The organism is Terasakiispira papahanaumokuakeensis, assembly GCF_001709345.1.
GTDB lineage: Bacteria > Pseudomonadota > Gammaproteobacteria > Pseudomonadales > Halomonadaceae > Terasakiispira > Terasakiispira papahanaumokuakeensis.
Window position 1 is genome coordinate 923,113 of the sequence record NZ_MDTQ01000001.1, and the last position, 17,917, is coordinate 941,029.

The following is a 17,917-nucleotide window of genomic DNA, read 5'->3' on the forward strand; positions in this document are numbered from 1 at the left end:
ACTCTTAGGATAAGTAAAATGACTGCAAACCGATTGACTGAAGAAGTGGGGATGTCGGCGCAACCAGCGGGTCAACAAGGGCTGATGAAATTGCTACGGACCTTGTTGGATACCTCAGGTTTGATTGCGATTTTCGTGCTGCTGTTTATGGCGCTGGCCCTATTAATTCCTGACTTTATGACGGGGCGTAATATGGTTGGGCTGCTGCTGTCGATTACCCTCATTGGCAGTTTAGCGACAACGATGATGCTGGTACTGGCTTTGGGCGAGGTCGATTTATCTGTGGCCTCCATTGTGGCTTTTGCCGGTGTCGTGGCCGCAGTGGCAACGACCAGTAGTGGCAGTGTCTTGATCGGAGTGATCAGTGGCATTCTGGCCGGTGGGGCTGTTGGCGCTTTCAATGGATTGGTGATCGCCAAATTCGGCATCAACTCGTTGATCGCGACTTTGGCCGCGATGGAGTTCGTTCGTGGGCTGGCCTATATCACCTCCGGTGGTGATGCGGTGATGATTACCGTACCGGCATTTTTTGAGTTGGGCAGTGCAGCGTTTCTAGGGCTGACGTTACCGGTATGGACGATGTTGGCTTGTTTTCTGATCTTTGGTGTTGTACTCAATATGACGGTATTTGGCCGTAACGTGCTGGCCACTGGTGGCAATGCTGAAGCGGCGGCATTAGCTGGCGTGAATGTCCGGCGTTTAAAAATTATTGTATTTGGCCTTCAGGGCGTTGTCGCGGGTATCGTCGGCGTGCTGCTAGCGTCCCGTATGGGGTTAGGTGACCCGAATACTTCGATGGGGCTTGAGCTCGCGGTGATTTCGGCTTGCGTGCTAGGCGGTGTTGCATTATCGGGGGGTGTCGCGACGATTACCGGTGTCGTGGTTGGGGTGCTGATTATGGGGTGTGTTCAAAATGCGATGGGCCTTTTGAATGTACCGACCTTCTATCAGTACCTGGTGCGTGGCGCTATTTTGCTGTTGGCCGTCATGTTTGACCGCTGGAAGCAAACCCGTCGCCAGTCTCATTAGGGGCAGTATTGATGATTAGCTTATATTAACGATGTGATGCGCCTGGAGAAGCCGTGATCACGGCTTCTCCAGGCTTGGATGTTGTTTAAAGCGACATTATCAAGTGCTGCTTTTATTGGGTTAGATGCAGAAAGTGAAGGTGGCTTTCGTATTGACTCAATAGGTTGGTAATCACTTGTGACTTACTGTAATTATCAATGGTGTAGTGTTGGCCACCCTCATATAAGAAAACTTCTGCACGGTAGCTGACCTTATCAGACCTATCCTGAATGTCTTGTAGACTGTTCATGGTATAAATAGGTGCATTGAGGGCACGCACTCGAACGCCGTAAATAAAGTCAGGGGCGTTGCCATGATCGACCCGGATATAACAATGCTCATCTGTTTCGACTATCTTCACATCCAATGATTGTTTCTCAAACTCCTTCGCAACTTCCTGCATGGCGGGAATAACCGTTTTTTTGATGAATTGCTGAATCTGTTGGCGTTGCGGCGTTGACATCATCTTTTGTAGCCGACTCTGCCAATCTTGATTCTGGTTGGGGTCGACCCCACTGGGGATTGAATTCAAATGATGGATACTATCGCGTTTGATCACTTCCATCCGTAATGATTTAAATAATCCAAACCCAACAAGAATGATAATGGGTGCAAAAGGCAATGCTGAAGCCAGTGATGCCGCTTGTAATGCGGATAAAACATCTTGACCGCCTGCCAGAATCAGTGCAGCTGCAACGAGGCCTTCAGAGACCGCCCAGAAAACACGTTGCCAAGTTGGAGACTCTCCATTATCGCGAGAAGTCAGTGTATCGATCACCATAGAGCCTGAATCAGCGGAGGTCACAAAAAAGGTGATGACTAATAATGTCGCGAGCACTGACGATACTGTGGCCAGAGGGAGTGTATCCAGGAATTTGAAGAGTGATGTGGAGACATCATTAAAGACCTGATCGACCAAGTTCGGCATGCTGCCGGAGAGGATGCCATGCAGTGCGGTATCGCCAAAGGCTGTTAACCAAATGATGGTGACACCAACAGGTACAAACAGCACGCCTAAAACAAACTCACGAATAGTACGTCCGCGTGAAATTCGCGCAACAAACATGCCGACAAAAGGCGACCAAGCGATGAACCAAGCCCAATAGAACAGCGTCCAGCCTCCGAGGAAACTATCGGTTTTGTCGTTACCGGTATAGGCATAAAGGTTAAATGTCATATCGACGATTGAAGACACGTAAGTGCCGACATTTTGCGCTAGCGACTGGAAGATAAATAAAGTCGGGCCGACGATAATTACAAATACCAACAGTGTCAGTGCTAGCTTCAGGTTCCATTCTGAGAGGCGCCGAATACCATTATCCAATCCCAAGACGACCGAGAGCGTCGCCATGGCCGTTACGGCAATCACTAAAATCAATTGTACGACGACATTTGCTGGAATATTAAACAGATAGTTTAAGCCTGAGTTTATCTGTAGAACACCAAGCCCTAGAGAGGTGGCGATTCCGAACATCGTGCCGAACACAGCAATGACATCAACCAAATGGCCGATCGGGCCATAAATGCGTTGGCCTATCAGTGGATACAGAGCAGAACTAATACGCAGTGGAAGCCCATGACGGAAGCTGAAATAGGCCAATGCCAAAGCCACAATGGCATAAACCCCCCAGGCATGAAGGCCCCAATGGAAAAAGGTGAGGCGCATTGCACTCTGAGCTGCGACGGCTGTTTCGGCTGAACCTACGGGTGGGGTCGCAAAATGAAAGACGGGTTCGGCGACGCCGTAAAAGATCAATCCAATCCCCATGCCAGCTGAAAACAACATGGCAAACCAAGACGTATAGCTATAATCCGGTTCGCTATGATCAGGGCCTAGTTTGAATTCACCGAAGCGGCTTAAGGCCAGAATCAACGCCAGGATTAAATAGACTCCCATGGCCACCAAATAAAACCAGCCAAAAGTTTCGATAATCCAGCCTTGTACCTGGCTGAATAGATGTCCCGCTAATGTAGGCATGGCAATGGTGAAGGTTAGAAAGGCGAGAATGAGCAGTGCCGAAGGATAAAAGACAGCAGGATGAATGCTCTCTGTATGCTGAGATAATCTTGATCGATGTGATTTCATGGACAGCTTATTGAGTCTTTGTTGATGAGAGGTGGGCGTTGATCGTGCAAAAGTGGGATCAGGAACCTCTTCTCATATTTTGATAAACGGTTTTAATGGGCTTTGAATGCTTTAAAGAAAGAGAAGCGATTGGTCCTTGTACCCAATGAGCGGTGCATTATGTGGAGCGGTTATTTATTATGAAAATGATTTTATATGATGAGGGGATTATGAATCGTAATGAGTGATTCTGTTGTTCGATATTTAGACCCGCTTTTACTGAACACTTTTGTCCATGTCGTTGACCACGGCGGCTTTACGGCGGCAGCACAAGTGCTGCATATGGCCCAACCCACTGTGAGTGCTCATATTCGTCGTCTGGAAGGTGTTTTAGCGCAGCCTTTGTTAGAGCGTCATCATCCAATGCCGGTACTGACGCATATGGGGGAACGTGTATTAAGTCATGCGCGTCAATTACTGACGTTACACCGGTTGGCTTGGCAAGATTTGAATGAAACACGTCTAGAAGGGGTGGTGAGACTCGGAATTCCGGATGATTATGTCGTCTATCTACCCGAAGTGTTAGCCGTTTTTGAACAACAATTTCCCGCGGTTCGATTGGAGGTGTTATGTGGTTTAAGTGTTGAGCTGTTGGATCAGCTGCAAATGGGGTGCCTGGATTTAGCCATCACCACACGCCAGCCGAATAGTCCTGGCGGTGAAGTATTATGTCGTGAACCGTCACTTTGGGTGTGCGGGGCGGGTCATGCTCCTCACCTACGACGGCCTATCCCATTGGCGGTCTCCCGAGATGGTGTGTGTATCTTTCGTGAGCGGGCGATTCAAGCATTAGATATGGCCGGAATTGACTGGCATATTGCTTATACTAGCGCCAGTTTATCTGGCTTGTCTGCTGCTGTTAAAGCAGGGTTGGCGATGACAGTGATGACACCCTCCATGTTGGGAGGAGGGCTGAAGTTTCTGGATGCCGCTGCAGGGTTGCCGATGTTGCCAGATACTGAAATTGCTATTCATTATCGTGCTGATGCTTTGAATGAAGCCTCAAAACAACTCGCTATGATGCTGAAGTCTCATATGCAAAGACGGGATGAATTGAAACATTCATCGCATGGAGTATGAATGACAGCAGGTGTTTACCCTATTCAATGGGACGCTTTACCGTCGGATCGGGACACTATTGTTTCGACAAGCTGTCGAGCATGTCGCGGATGACGGGGTCTTCAACTGCTTGAGCGCAATCTTTCAAAACTGAACGGGTGTGATCGGCGAGTTCACGCGGACCTGGTGTCGGCGGTGGGGGCGGTGGCAGTGGACGCACCCGCGTGGTTAATTGTTCCACTTCTGGTAGGTCTCGGCGTATTGCACTGAGCAATTGTGGTTTTAAAAAACGCAAATGAGTGGCGTGTTGAGCTGAATCGACCAGGAGTGTGATCTGCCCGTCGGCAAAGGCGGACAAACGGCAATGCTCTACCATGTGGGGAGGTAAGTGACGTTTAATAATTGTTTCTACATGTTGCAATTGCTCCGCTTTTTTGAAGATTAACTGCCATCGTGAAGATTCTTTGTTAATCACATCACGTAATGATTTTGTTCTGCCTGCTCTTGCCCGTATACTCATTGCAGCCTCGTTAATACTGTGGCCCTCAACCGGAAATAGAGATGATAAGTCCGTCCGGTACACCTGATGAGATGTGTGCTTCTTGAAGGTTTAAACCGTTTGAAATGGGATGGCAAAGCTTTTATTTAAAGGTATTCGCATATTCCGTATAAAGGGCCTGCATCACGCGCCCCAACAACGGTTTCAACTTTCGGCTTAACATGATCTGTAGCAGGTGCCGACATCATCACGGATTAAAACATGACGTGATCACGATGTATGTCAAAGAGGGAGAGTACCTTAAGGCCTATAACGACACCAAGGGGCAGGAACAGGAAAAGGCATGATAAATCTGGTCATTTTTAATGGACGGCATGGCGCCTCCCGGACAATTGAACTGAAGCGTCCACTGGTGGCGGCAGCGCTCTCGGTTGCTTTGGCAGTGCCCATGGCATTGGGCGGTGCAGCAGTGTATTGGTGGACGGATGCGCATAATCGTGATCTCAATGCGAGTCTGACCCACCAACTACAGCAGGAGCTGGAAGCGCAAAGGGAAAAGGTGGCGGATGTGCGCCTGCAAACAGGTGAGCATCTTGATGCATTGACCGCTAAGTTAGGCGAGATGCAGGCGCGGCTGTTACGTCTTGATGCCTTAGGTAAACGGCTGACGACGCTGGCAGATCTGGATGAAGACGAATTTAACTTTGACCAGCCACCGGCGGTCGGTGGGCCGGAGTTGGACTCGGAGCCCGTCGGGACTTCATCCGATGATCTGATGAAATCGCTGGATGATTTAAGCCATCAGATTGAAGACCGACAGCAGCAATTACAGGTCATTGAGTCATTATTATCAAACCGCCAATTCGAAGATCAGGTCTTTATTGCGGGTCGTCCGATTCGCAAAGGATGGTTATCGTCCCATTTTGGTCGTCGTATTGATCCTTTCACTGGACGGCCTGCCTGGCATGAAGGCGTCGATATGGCGGGTAAGGATGGCTCCGATATTATCGCTTCTGCTGCCGGTGTGGTCGTTTGGGCGGGGCCACGTTATGGCTACGGCAACCTGGTCGAGATAGATCATGGTAACGGCTATACCACGCGCTACGGCCATGCCAAAGAAGTCGTCGTGAATAAAGGCGACATTGTGAAGAAAGGACAAGTGATTGCCTTGATGGGCAGTACGGGACGTTCGACCGGCCCGCATGTTCACTATGAGGTTCGGCATAATGGCCGAGCGCTTGATCCGGCAAAATTTATTTATCGCAGTAGTCGTTAAGCTCGATAAGATTACAACACCCGCTTCGGCGGGTGTTGTGCGTTTAGGCGGAGGGTTTTGAGTCAAAAACTGCCTCACATAGCCTGTTTAGAGGCTTCTTCGATTTTCTTCCTTACCCTGAAGTCTGGTAGCATACAGTGCATTTTATTGATATGCCGTCTGTTGGTGAGTGTCTATTTGATGGCTGATGCGGTGGGTGAAGATGAGATAGCCCCTGTCATATGGGGTGTTTTATAAGACCCGATGACTTGGATCATATGAGATGAAGCATGATGCCCAATGATGACTGGATCAGCTGTACAAATAGATACCCCCCGATCAGGTCTCGGCTCGAAAGCAACTTGAGTGCACGGTGAAGCTGGGTGATTTGAGTGTGAAGCATCAGAACTTAAGTCATCAAAACTTTAAGTGCTTGGCTGTCAATGGCTTAGGTTATAATCGCTTAGGTTTCAGGTGTGCCCGCCCGACGTTAAGCGTTCTCCCTGGTATAGGGAGCGCCCATGTTTGCGGTTTGGCTGCGCTTACTGGTTTTAAGGACAACGCATGATTGCCCCTTTGTTCAAGAAGATCTTTGGTACAAAAAACGATCGTGATATCAAACGCATGCGACGCGTTGTCGCGCGCATCAATGCGTTGGAAGACGATGTTAAAGCCCTGTCTGATAATGCTCTGACAGGGAAAACTGAAGAGTTCCGGCAGCGCCTGAGTGATGGTGAAGCCCTGGATCAGTTGCTGCCAGAAGCCTTTGCGGTTGTGCGTGAAGCCAGCCACCGAGTGTTGGGGATGCGTCACTTTGACGTACAGCTGATTGGCGGCATGGTACTCAACTCCGGGAAAATTGCGGAAATGCGCACCGGGGAAGGTAAAACGCTGGTCGCGACCTTGGCGGTGTACCTGAATGCATTACCCGGTCAAGGGGCGCATGTGGTCACGGTTAACGACTATCTGGCGCGACGTGATGCGGAGTGGATGGGCCGCCTGTATCGCTTTTTAGGGCTTGAAGTCGGTGTCATTTACAGCGGTCAGAGCACTGAAGAAAAACGTTTGGCCTATCAAGCCGATATTACCTACGGCACCAATAACGAATTTGGCTTTGATTACCTGCGCGATAATATGGCGTTTAGCCTGTCGGATCGTGTTCAGCGCGACTTGAATTTTGCCGTCGTCGATGAGGTCGACTCTATCCTGATTGATGAGGCCCGGACGCCGCTGATTATTTCCGGAGCCGCTCAGGATAGCTCCCAGCTTTACCTGCAGACTAACCGCTTAGTGCCGTCGCTGAGCCCTTGGGATGAAGAAAGCGAAGCCGGTCATTTTATTATTGATGAAAAACAGCGCTCTATTGAGTTGACTGAAGAAGGCCACCAGCGGGTTGAAGAGTTGTTGGTCAAGCAGGGTCTGCTTAATGAAGGGGATACCCTTTATTCTCCCGCCAACCTGAACTTACTGCACCATGTGCAAGCCGCCCTTCGAGCTCACCACCTGTATCAACGCGATGATCACTATATCGTACAGGATGGTCAGGTCATTATCGTGGATGAGCATACCGGCCGGACCATGGCCGGTCGACGCTGGGGTGAAGGCCTGCATCAAGCCGTTGAGGCCAAAGAAGGGGTGAAAATTCAGGCCGAAAGTCAGACTTTGGCTTCGACCACCTTCCAGAATTTTTTCCGCCTCTATAACAAGCTGTCGGGGATGACCGGAACGGCTGATACGGAAGCAGTTGAATTTAATCAGATTTATGGCTTAGATGTGGTGGTCATTCCGACCAATCGCAAAGTGCAGCGTATTGACCATAATGACCTGATTTTTATGTCATTTGCGGACAAACTCAAAGCGATCGTGGAAGAAGTGAAAGCCACGGTCGAGGCTGAACGTCCGGTGCTGGTGGGGACTGCCTCGATTGAAGCGTCCGAAGTGGTCAGTCAGGTGCTGACCAAAGCGGGTATTGAGCACAATATGCTGAACGCTAAAAACCACGAGCGTGAGGCCGAAATTATTGCTCAGGCCGGTCGGCCAGGCACAGTGACGATAGCGACCAATATGGCCGGCCGAGGTACGGATATTGTGCTGGGCGGTAACTGGGAAGCTGAAGTGGCCGCACTTGAGCAGCCTACCGATGAGCAAGTCGAAGCGGCTAAAGCCGCTTGGCAAGCGCGTCATGATGCCGTGATCAATGCCGGTGGGCTCCATGTTATCGGCACAGAACGTCACGAGTCTCGTCGTATCGATAACCAGCTACGTGGACGCTCTGGACGTCAGGGTGACCCTGGCTCTACCCGTTTCTTCCTATCGTTAGATGATCCCTTGATGCGTATTTTTGCTTCCGACTGGGTGCGGGGCATGATGCAAAAACTGGGGATGGAAGAAGGTGAAGCGATTGAGCACCGGATGGTAACCAATGCCGTTGAGAAGGCTCAGCGTAAAGTTGAAGGCCGCAACTTTGATATTCGTAAGCAGCTGCTTGAATATGATGATGTGGCAAACGATCAGCGTCAGGTGGTGTATAGCCAGCGAGACGAAATCCTCAAGTCTGAAGATCTGTCTGAAGAAGTGGCGCAGATGCGGGATGATGTGCTGGATGACTCCATCAATGAGTTTGTACCGCCGCAATCCATGCCCGAACAGTGGGATATGGCGGGATTAGAGCAACTACTGTCCGGTGAGTTTAATTTACAGTTGCCGGTACAACAGTGGTTTGACGATGATAAGAGCCTGACCGAAGAAACATTGCGAGCGCGTGTTCATGACGCGTTGAATCAGGCTTATCAAGAAAAAGAAGCGTTGGTGGGGGCTGAGCTGCTGCGTCGCTTTGAACAGCAAGCCATGTTGCAGGTTTTGGATACACGCTGGAAAGAACACTTGGCGATGATGGATCATCTGCGTCAAGGGATTCACCTGCGCGGTTACGCCCAGAAGAATCCAAAACAGGAATATAAGCGTGAATCTTTCAATTTATTCCAACAGTTCCTGTCCAATGTGCGTCGCGATGTTGTCCGTATTCTCAGCCATGTCCAGGTGCGCCAGAGCGAAGACGTTGATGAAATAGAGCGTCGCCGACGTGAAGAAGCTCAGCGGATGGCGCAGCAGTATCAGCATGAAGCACCGCCTGCTAACGGCTTGAATGAGACGCCTGCGGACGAGTCGCAGAAAGATGAAGGTGATAAAACCTTTGTCCGTGAGCAACCCAAAGTTGGTCGTAATGACCCCTGTCCTTGTGGTTCAGGGCGTAAATACAAGCATTGTCATGGCCAATTGCAGTAATTCGTTGCGGTCATCCGTTACGTTAAGGCTGCGATAGCTCAGCATGATGATCATCAATATGAGGATGGCCCGGTGTGTACCGGGCCGTCGTGTTTCGGACCCGGATCTGATCTCGCTGATGAGCGCAGAGATTGATCTTCGGGTCTGTTTTGTTGAAAGGAGGAAAGGCTAATGCCTGTGGGTGATCTGTCATTACCGGAGTTTCCTGTCATTGAAGGTATTCGTCTGGGTGTTGCTCAGGCGGGCATCAAAAAGCCGGGTCGTGATGATGTGGTGGTCATTGAGCTATCACCGAAGACTCAGGTGGCGGGTGTGTTCACTCGTAATGCCTTTTGTGCGGCTCCTGTACAGGTTGCTCGACGACATTTATCGACCGCCTCTCCTCGCTATTTATTGATCAATACCGGTAATGCCAATGCAGGGACTGGAGCGCCGGGTCTTGATGACTGTCAGCGCAGTTGTGATCTTTTAGCACAGGCGGCAGGTGTCGAGCCGAATCAGGTGTTACCTTTCTCGACGGGCGTGATTGGTGAGCGACTACCCATGGAACGTTTTGAAAAAGCGGTTCCTGAGGCCGTGGCGGCTTTAGAGGCCACCGGCTGGGCGCGTGCCGCTTCGGGTATCTTAACGACGGATGTTGTGCCTAAAGGGGCTGTCGCACGTTGTGAAATTCAGGGTCAAGTGGTGAATATTGCGGGTATTGCCAAAGGGTCAGGTATGATTCGCCCGAATATGGCCACCATGTTGGGCTATGTCGCGACCGATGCTGAAATTGCGCAGCCGCTGCTACAACAGCTGCTGCATGAAGTCAGTGACCAGAGTTTCAACCGCATCAGTGTTGATGGTGATACTTCAACCAATGACGCTGTGATGTTAATGGCTACCGGCGCGTCAGCGGTATTAAGTGAACAAGATAGTGCCGGGCTGGCGGTGTTCCGAGAAGCGCTGCTTAGCGTGATGCAGACATTAGCCCATGCCATTGTGCGTGATGGTGAAGGGGCCACCAAGTTCGTGACGGTCAAGGTGACCGGTGGGCGTACTGGGGCTGAAGCGCTGGAAACCGCATATACAGTCGCGCATTCTCCTTTGGTGAAAACGGCCCTTTATGCCTCTGATGCCAACTGGGGGCGGATTCTGGCGGCGGTCGGACGAACTCCAGGTCTGGAAGACTTAGACGTCGAAGGCGTCACGGTGCATTTGAACGATGTGTGCATTGTGGCTTTAGGAGGGCGTGCTGCTGATTATACCGAAGAGGCGGGCGCTGCCGTGATGGCGCAGGATGAGATCACCATTCATATCGACCTTGGTCGGGGAGAAGCGGTCGATACGGTGTGGACTTGTGATTTTTCTCACCAATATGTCTCAATCAATGCGGATTACCGCAGCTGATTGACGATAGAATATTAAACTCAATTATTGACCTCGCGGGCCTGAGATTAGGCTCGCTTTCTTTGGACTGTCTAGCAAGAGCGTGAGTTTCCATGCCAAATCGAGTACAGGTCGCGGCAGCGGCCATCGTCAACGAAGCGGGTCAGGTGCTGATAGCACGTCGTCCAGCCACTGTCGATCAGGGCGGGCTCTGGGAATTTCCTGGAGGTAAACTGGCACCCTACGAGACGGGCCGGCAGGCATTGAAGCGAGAGTTACGTGAAGAGCTGGGCATTGAGGTGACCGAGGCGCGTCCCTTGATTCGGGTGCATCACGATTATCCCGATCGTACGATCGTGCTCGATGTGTGGAAAGTGCTGGCCTTTACCGGTGAACCTTATGGTCGTGAAGGCCAGCCGGTGCGCTGGGTGGATATGAAAGACCTGAACGATTATACCTTCCCGGCGGCGAATCAACCGATTGTGAAATCAATTCAGTTACCGGGCGAGTATTGTATTACGATGCCGGCTGAGTCTATTGAGGCTTATATTGAACAGGTTCAGCAACGCTTGTCCCAAGGTCTGAATCTTATTCAGCTACGTGCCCCTGAGTTGAATGAAGAGGACTACCTCGCATTAGCCGAAGCGGTTTTACCCTTGTGCCGTGAAGCCGATGCACGTTTAATTTTGAATGCCGTGCCTGATATTTTATCTAAAGTCGCTGCTGATGGCGTGCACCTGACGCATGAGCGTTTAATGGCGTTGGATAATCGCCCTATTTCTCACGATAAATGGCTCAGTGTGGCATGCCATGATCCGAGTAGCTTGTCGCAAGCGAAGCGGATTGGCGCGGATGTCGCGACCTTATCCCCAGTGTGTCCGACCCAGAGTCATCCAGAAGCTAAGCCGCTGGGTTGGCACCGTTTCCAAAGCTGGGTGGAACAAGCGGGTATTCCGGTGTTTGCCTTGGGCGGCATGTCTCGTCACGATGCGCGCCGCGCTCAAGCGCTAGGGGGCCAAGGTATTGCAGGAATGAGCGTGTTTAAGACTTCCTGAATATGATGTGATGTGAATCGACATCGCACTGATGCTTGCGAAATAAAGCCCGCCATTAATGGCGGGCTTTTTGTTTTTTTGATTCTTGAGCCGCTTTGAGCGCTTTCGGTTGTTGTCTTTTGCTGAGGCAATCGGTGTCTCATATCGGCGCATTTTAACTGTTGCTTATATGTGACAGTTGTTTGTGGTCTTAGGAGAGGGCTTGATAGTGCTTTAATCTAGCATTCAGGGAAGAATCAGGTATGGCTGCGTCTTCATTTGTCGACACCTTGCTTGAGCAGTTCGATATTGCCTTGTCTCAGCATCAGCGTTTACTGAAATTGGATGTCCCGGCCGCAGGCCCGATGCTGCCGCACCGCCTGGTCGGGCAAGAGGCGATGGGCCAGCCGTTTCGTTATCGTTTGGATTGCATCTCCCAGCGCGGTGACATCGAGCTGAAAACCTTGATGGCGCAACCGGCCACCCTCTCGCTGATGCAGGCCGATGGTAGTTATCGTGACCTCAATGGCTTGGTCGAAGAAGCGGCTCTGCTGGGTGAAGATGGTGGCGTTTATTACTATCAGCTGACGTTGGTGCCCTGGTTCTCCCTGCTCAAACTTGGCCGTGACAGCCGCATCTTTCAAAACCTTAATGTGGTCGATATTGCCACTCAGGTGTTTGATGCCCATGCCGAAGCTGCCGGGCGCTATCGTTTTGATACCCGCCGTGAATACCCGCCGCGCAGCTACTGCGTTCAGTATCGAGAAAGCGACTACCACTTTGTCAGCCGATTATTCGAAGAAGAAGGGCTCTTTTACTACTTCGAACAAAGCGACGGTCAGCACACCCTCGTCATCACCGATGATGTCGACACCTGCACCCCGGTCAGCCCGCAACAAATCCGCTTTCACCGTCAGGATGCCACCGAAAGCGAAGACGCTATCACCCAATGGCGCGGCCTACGCCAATTGCAGCCGACGCGCGTCACCATGGGCACCTTCGATTACAAACAGCCCTCGCTGACCAAACGCTCGGCCCTGAACACCGTCGACGAACAAGGCAATGTGCCTGATGCTGAGCTTTACGATTACGCCGGTGAATACTACTACCACGAATTTGATCGCGGCGAACGGCTCAGCGAAAACCGCCTGGAAGCCCATGAATCCAAAGCCAAACGCTTCCACGGTGCGGGCGGCACACGACAACTGCAAGCCGGTTACTGGTTCGAACTGACCCAACATAGCCGCCACGACCAAGGCGGTGCGGAAGAGCGCGAATTTTTAGTCCTGGGCATGACCGTTCATGCCGAAAACAGCCTGCCGATCACCGCCCAACTCAAGCCCTTACCGGGCAGCTTGCAGCCGGAACTGGACGCCGCCAAAACTGCTCATGGTCTCGACGTTGACGCCGAAGAGATGGCCGATGGTCATATCGCCGCCTACCGCACCGGCGGCACCGGCCACTTCCTGATCGACTTCGAAGCCCAGCGCCGGACACAACCCTTCCGCAATGCCCGACGCCACCCACGTCCTGTTGTCGGTGGACCGCAAACCGCTTTGATCGTCGGCCCCGAAGGCGAAGAAATTCATACCGACCACCTCAATCGCGTGCGCGCCCAATTCCACTGGGATCGTCAAGGCCAGCTGGACGAAAACTCCAGCTGCTGGTTAAGGGTCGCCCAGCCCAATGCAGGCTCGGGTTGGGGCGGGGTCTTCACCCCCCGTGTTGGCCAAGAAGTCATCGTCGACTTTCTCGAAGGCGACCCCGACCGCCCCTTGATCACCGGCCGCGTCTACAACGGCGACCAAACCCCCGAATGGCACAGCAACGGCCTCTTCTCCGGCCTCAAGAGCAAAACCTACCGGGGTAGCAAATACAACGAACTGCTGTTTGATGACGCCACCGACCAAGAACGGGTGCGGCTGAACTCCGAACACCAGAAATCCCAGCTCAACCTGGGCTACCTGATCCACCAAAACGGCAACTACCGAGGCGCCTTCCGTGGTACCGGCTTCGAACTGCGCACCGATGCCTATGGCACCGTCCGCGCCAACCAAGGCCTCTACCTGACCAGCTGGGGCCAGATCGGCGCCAGTGGCGAACAACTGGCCTTGGACCCGGCGAAAACCCAGCTGGATGCGGCTTACGAACTGACCGACACCCTCAGCCAAGTCTCCGCCGATCACAACGCCGAAACCCTCGACGCCAAAGACAACCTGAAAAAAGCCAGCGACGACACCGACGCCCCTTACGGCAACAGCGAACAAGACGCCGACGCCGATCAAAGCAACGCCTCAGCCGCCACCGCCAGCGGTGGGCGCGGGCAAGTCCAAGGCCTCAAAGCGCCCTGGCTGCACCTGGCCTCACCGGCTGGGACTACAATCAGCACCCCGGAATCAACTCACCTGGCTCAGGGCCAACACCTCAGCGTCAGCACCGGAGAAAACCTCAACCTGACCAGCGGCAAAAACCTCGTCGCGGCGATTCGGGAAAAACTCTCCCTGTTTGCCTACAACGCCGGGATCAAACTCTTTGCCGCCAAAGGCAAAGTCGAGATCCAAGCCCAAAGCGACACCCTCGAAATGACCGCCGAAAAAGACGTCAAAATCAGCTCGACAGAACACCGTATTGAGGTGAATGCCAAAAATGGCATCGTGCTGACCAGTGGTGGTGCCTACATTCAAGTTAAAGACGGCAATATTCAAGTGCATGCCCCGGGTACGGTGGATGTCAAAGCGGCCCTACATTTGTTCTCCGGGCCGACCCAATTGGATATTCCTTTGCCCGACTTACCTCAGGGGGGCTTATCTCAAGCCCGTGCGGCCCAAACGGTCAGCCCGAAAAACTCGATGACGCTTAATCATCCCTCGTCAACTGGGAGTAGCGGCGCTACTGCGGTTCAAACAGGTGCTGCGGTTGAAGTGGGAGGAGCGGGGACTTCAGCAGGTGATGTGACCGCTGAGGCTTCGGCCACGCCGTCTTTTGCTGAGCAAATGCGGGGCACCGCGGCGCAAGCGATGGATTATCAAATGGCCCAGATGGCTCAGGCTGTTTATACCGATGAAGCGGTGGGGGATTGGAAGCCGTTGGATAAGGCGGCACTGGAAAGCGCCGAGATCAAGCCAAAGATGATGAACGATCAAACCACTGGTTTTCAGTCGGCGATTTATAGCAATGGCCAAGGGGATTACGTTTTAGCTTATGCCGGTACGGATTTCAGTGATTGGAAGGGCGATTGGATGCAAGCCAATATCCCGCAGGCGATGGGGCGGGAATCCGAACAGTATCAGCAGGCGTTACATTTGGCTGAGATGGCGAAGCAAGCCTATGGTGATCATTTGGTGATTACGGGGCACTCTTTGGGTGGCGGTTTGGCTTCGGTGGCATCGCTGGCGACTGATACTCCGGCGGTGACGTTTAATGCGGCCGGGATTGCCGATGGAACTTTGGAGCGCTTGCCGCTTGATCCTGAGGTTGCGGCTAAAAAAGCCAGTGGCGGCTTAATCCGCCGATATAATGTTGACGGTGAAATCCTGACCTGGGAACAAGAGGATGCCTGGGGTGATCGTTGGTTGTTCCCTGATGCACTCGGTAAGGAAATTACATTGGCTGACCCTACCCCGGTAGAAGGCTGGAGTCAGTTGAACCCTGTCACCATGGGTAAAGATCGGATCAATGATCACGGTATGGATACGGTATTGGATGCACTGGATAAAGCGAAACCCTGGAGATCACGATGAGTCGATTGAGGTGGCAACCGGTAGGGCTGATTGTTGTTGTATTGATGCTGTGGGCATGCAGTGATGCTCGTTCATTAGAGGTGGAAAACATGTCTTCAAAACAGGCCGAAGCCCTTCTGGCAGAAGCAATCCAAGAGGGCGATCAAGCACGTATGGAGCAACTGATTCAGGCTGGCGTTGATGTGAATGCGACGAATAAGGCCGGGACATCGATGCTGATGTGGGCTTTCTTTAGCCAACGCTTGCCCGAGTTTAAGCGCTTATTGGCCGAAGGGGCTGACCCTACAATTCAGGATGATAATGGGAAGACGGTGATTCATTATGCGGCGGCGCTGAACTCCATCGATTACTTAGAGGTGTTATTGGCCGAGGGTGTGCCGGTTGATATTGAAAGCGAGTTGGGTGCCACTCCGCTGTTTGAAGCCATTGGGGACAACCCCAGGCGTGTGGATTTATTGTTGCAGCATGGCGCGGATGTCAATCATCAGGATGTTATGGGCAACACCCCCTTACATATTGCGGCCGCCGTGAATGATTACGACAGCCTGCTGAAACTGCTGCACCGTGGCGCTGATCCCCGCTTGAAAAATAAGCAAGGGGCCACCTTTCAAAACGCTTTAGCTACAGGCCCGGCCGAAGAGGTTTATACCCAGAAGGGCCAGCAACAACGGAATACCTTTCGCCAATGGCTGCGCGACCATGATGTTGAGGTGACGTTTTAATCGTGACCTTTTAATAACCCCACTGTGACCCTAGGGCTATGGTGGGCTCATGCTTCCCTGTTGTCAGGATCTCGACGATCATGGTTGGGCTCTTGCTCGTTGAGCGCTTTTTCACTTGACTGAATCCTGAGGTTATTCCCTGATGAAGTGGCAACCGGTAGGGCTGATTGTTGTTGTCTTGATGCTGTGGGCATGCAGTGATGCTCGTTCATTAGAGATCGAGAGTATGTCTCCGGAACAGGCCGAAGCCCTTCTGGCAGAAGCGATTCAAGAGGGCGATCAAGCGCGTATGGAGCAACTCATTCAGGCTGGTGTGGATGTGAATGCGACGAATAAGGCCGGGACATCGATGTTGATGTGGGCTTTCTTTAGCCAACGCTTGCCCGAGTTTAAACGCTTATTGGCCGAAGGGGCTGATCCCACAATTCAGGATGATAATGGGAAGACAGTGATTCATTACGCGGCGGGGTTGAACTCAATCGATTACCTAGAGGTGTTATTGGCCGCTGGCGTACCGGTTGATATTGAAAACCGAGCAGGCGAGACACCGCTGTTTGAAGCCATTGGGGACAACCCCAGGCGTGTGGATTTATTGCTGCAGCATGGTGCGGATATCAATCATCAGGCGCGGATGGGCAACACCCCCTTACATATTGCGGCCGCCGTGAATGATTACGATAGCCTGTTGAAACTGCTGCACCGTGGGGCTGATCCCCGCTTGAAAAATAAGCAAGGGGCGACCTTTCAATACGCTTTGGCCACAGGTCCGGCCGAAGAGGCCTATACCCAGAAGGCTCAGCAACAACGGAATACTTTTCGCCAATGGCTGCGCGACCATGATGTTGAGGTGACCTTTTAATAACCCCACTGTGACCCTAGGGCTATGGTGGGCTCTCGCTTCTCTGTCGCCAGGGTCTCGGCGATCACGGTTGGGCTCTTGCTTGTTGAGCGCTTTTTCACTTTGCTGAATCCGGAGGTTATTCCCTGATGAAGTGGCAACCGGTAGGGCTGATTGTTGTTGTCTTGATGCTGTGGGCATGCAGTGATGCTCGTTCATTAGAGATCGAGAGTATGTCTCCGGAACAGGCCGAAGCCCTTCTGGCAGAAGCAATCCAAGAGGGCGATCAAGCACGTATGGAGCAACTGATTAAGGCCGGCGTGGATGTGAATGCGACGAATAAGGCCGGGACATCGATGTTGATGTGGGCTTTCTTTAGCCAACGCTTGCCCGAGTTTAAACGCTTATTGGCCGAAGGGGCTGACCCCACAATTCAGGATGATGATGGGGAGACGGTGGTCCATTACGCGGCGGGGTTAAACTCCATCGATTACTTAGAGGTATTATTGGCCGAGGGTGTGCCGGTTGATATTGAAAACCGAGCAGGCGACACACCGCTGTTTGAAGCCATTGGCAGCGGCCGCGAACGTGTGGATTTATTGCTGCAGCATGGCGCGGATGTCAATCATCAGGCGCGGATGGGCAACACGCCCTTACATGTCGCGGCTGCCGTGAATGACTACGACAGTCTGTTGAAACTGCTGCACCGTGGGGCTGATCCCCGCTTGAAAAATAAGCGAGGGGCCACCTTTCAAAACGCTTTAACCTCAGGCCTAGCTGAAGAGGACTATACCCAAAAGGCCCAGCAACAACGGAATACCTTTCGCCAATGGCTACGCGACCATGATGTTGAGGTGACGTTTTAATCGTGACTTTTTAACCGTGGCTTTTGATCGCTCCGCCCCGCCGTGGCCCTAGGGGCAT

Annotated in this window: 12 protein-coding genes; 10 read left to right on the forward strand and 2 right to left on the reverse strand. The window is 52.2% G+C overall.

All coding sequences use genetic code 11. The features are described 5' to 3' along the window. The first annotated feature begins 18 nt into the window (after positions 1-18). Complete coding sequence (araH, locus tag BFW38_RS04100) at positions 19-1,029, forward strand: L-arabinose ABC transporter permease AraH (RefSeq protein ID WP_068997250.1); 1,011 nt, start codon at positions 19-21, stop codon at positions 1,027-1,029. Positions 1,030-1,141: 112 nt separating this feature from the next. On the opposite strand, the gene BFW38_RS04105 is transcribed toward araH, so the two are convergent. Beyond that, positions 1,142-3,154, reverse strand: coding sequence for a BCCT family transporter (locus BFW38_RS04105; RefSeq protein ID WP_068997251.1), 2,013 nt, complete (start codon positions 3,152-3,154; stop codon positions 1,142-1,144). A 219-nt stretch (positions 3,155-3,373) separates the two neighbouring features. Between BFW38_RS04105 and BFW38_RS04110 the strand changes: the two genes are divergently transcribed. Further along, positions 3,374-4,273, forward strand: a complete 900-nt coding sequence (locus tag BFW38_RS04110) for a LysR substrate-binding domain-containing protein (RefSeq protein ID WP_068997252.1) — start codon at positions 3,374-3,376, stop codon at positions 4,271-4,273. A gap of 55 nt (positions 4,274-4,328) precedes the next feature. On the opposite strand, the gene BFW38_RS04115 is transcribed toward BFW38_RS04110, so the two are convergent. Continuing rightward, entirely contained in the window at positions 4,329-4,772 is a 444-nt protein-coding gene (locus tag BFW38_RS04115; RefSeq protein WP_068997253.1) for a DciA family protein, read from the reverse strand. A 322-nt stretch (positions 4,773-5,094) separates the two neighbouring features. Between BFW38_RS04115 and BFW38_RS04120 the strand changes: the two genes are divergently transcribed. From BFW38_RS04120 to BFW38_RS04155, 8 genes are all read left to right on the forward strand, one after another. Beyond that, the gene (locus BFW38_RS04120; protein WP_139116553.1) at positions 5,095-6,027 is read left to right on the forward strand and encodes a M23 family metallopeptidase; all 933 of its coding nucleotides are present in this window, start codon (positions 5,095-5,097) and stop codon (positions 6,025-6,027) included. Between the two features lie 543 nt (positions 6,028-6,570). Beyond that, on the forward strand, positions 6,571-9,291 hold the full coding sequence (gene secA / locus BFW38_RS04125; RefSeq protein ID WP_068997254.1) for a preprotein translocase subunit SecA: 2,721 nt from the start codon (positions 6,571-6,573) through the stop codon (positions 9,289-9,291). Positions 9,292-9,462: 171 nt separating this feature from the next. After that, positions 9,463-10,680: a bifunctional glutamate N-acetyltransferase/amino-acid acetyltransferase ArgJ gene (gene argJ, locus BFW38_RS04130; RefSeq protein ID WP_068997255.1), complete on the forward strand. Its 1,218-nt coding sequence runs from the start codon at positions 9,463-9,465 to the stop codon at positions 10,678-10,680. Positions 10,681-10,772: 92 nt separating this feature from the next. Beyond that, positions 10,773-11,714 (forward strand): Nudix family hydrolase, encoded by a 942-nt coding sequence (locus tag BFW38_RS04135; protein WP_068997256.1) that lies wholly within the window; start codon positions 10,773-10,775, stop codon positions 11,712-11,714. A 242-nt stretch (positions 11,715-11,956) separates the two neighbouring features. Next, complete coding sequence (locus BFW38_RS04140; RefSeq protein ID WP_084004443.1) at positions 11,957-15,433, forward strand: type VI secretion system tip protein TssI/VgrG; 3,477 nt, start codon at positions 11,957-11,959, stop codon at positions 15,431-15,433. Then, positions 15,430-16,155: an ankyrin repeat domain-containing protein gene (locus tag BFW38_RS04145; protein WP_068997257.1), complete on the forward strand. Its 726-nt coding sequence runs from the start codon at positions 15,430-15,432 to the stop codon at positions 16,153-16,155. Before BFW38_RS04140 ends, BFW38_RS04145 begins: the two co-directional genes overlap by 4 nt. A gap of 142 nt (positions 16,156-16,297) precedes the next feature. Then, a complete protein-coding gene (locus BFW38_RS04150) occupies positions 16,298-17,014 on the forward strand; it encodes an ankyrin repeat domain-containing protein (protein WP_068997258.1) in 717 nt (238 codons plus the stop codon). Between the two features lie 128 nt (positions 17,015-17,142). Then, complete coding sequence (locus tag BFW38_RS04155) at positions 17,143-17,859, forward strand: ankyrin repeat domain-containing protein (protein WP_068997259.1); 717 nt, start codon at positions 17,143-17,145, stop codon at positions 17,857-17,859. The last annotated feature ends 58 nt before the right edge of the window (positions 17,860-17,917 follow it).

Coding starts and splice junctions, on each gene's coding strand:
- BFW38_RS04105 (WP_068997251.1), bottom strand. CDS start 3,154: ATGAAATCACATCGATCAAGATTATCTCAGCATACAGAGAGCATTCAT.
- BFW38_RS04150 (WP_068997258.1), top strand. CDS start 16,298: ATGAAGTGGCAACCGGTAGGGCTGATTGTTGTTGTCTTGATGCTGTGG.
- argJ (WP_068997255.1), top strand. CDS start 9,463: ATGCCTGTGGGTGATCTGTCATTACCGGAGTTTCCTGTCATTGAAGGT.
- BFW38_RS04140 (WP_084004443.1), top strand. CDS start 11,957: ATGGCTGCGTCTTCATTTGTCGACACCTTGCTTGAGCAGTTCGATATT.
- BFW38_RS04145 (WP_068997257.1), top strand. CDS start 15,430: ATGAGTCGATTGAGGTGGCAACCGGTAGGGCTGATTGTTGTTGTATTG.
- BFW38_RS04155 (WP_068997259.1), top strand. CDS start 17,143: ATGAAGTGGCAACCGGTAGGGCTGATTGTTGTTGTCTTGATGCTGTGG.
- BFW38_RS04120 (WP_139116553.1), top strand. CDS start 5,095: ATGATAAATCTGGTCATTTTTAATGGACGGCATGGCGCCTCCCGGACA.
- araH (WP_068997250.1), top strand. CDS start 19: ATGACTGCAAACCGATTGACTGAAGAAGTGGGGATGTCGGCGCAACCA.
- BFW38_RS04115 (WP_068997253.1), bottom strand. CDS start 4,772: ATGAGTATACGGGCAAGAGCAGGCAGAACAAAATCATTACGTGATGTG.
- secA (WP_068997254.1), top strand. CDS start 6,571: ATGATTGCCCCTTTGTTCAAGAAGATCTTTGGTACAAAAAACGATCGT.
- BFW38_RS04110 (WP_068997252.1), top strand. CDS start 3,374: ATGAGTGATTCTGTTGTTCGATATTTAGACCCGCTTTTACTGAACACT.
- BFW38_RS04135 (WP_068997256.1), top strand. CDS start 10,773: ATGCCAAATCGAGTACAGGTCGCGGCAGCGGCCATCGTCAACGAAGCG.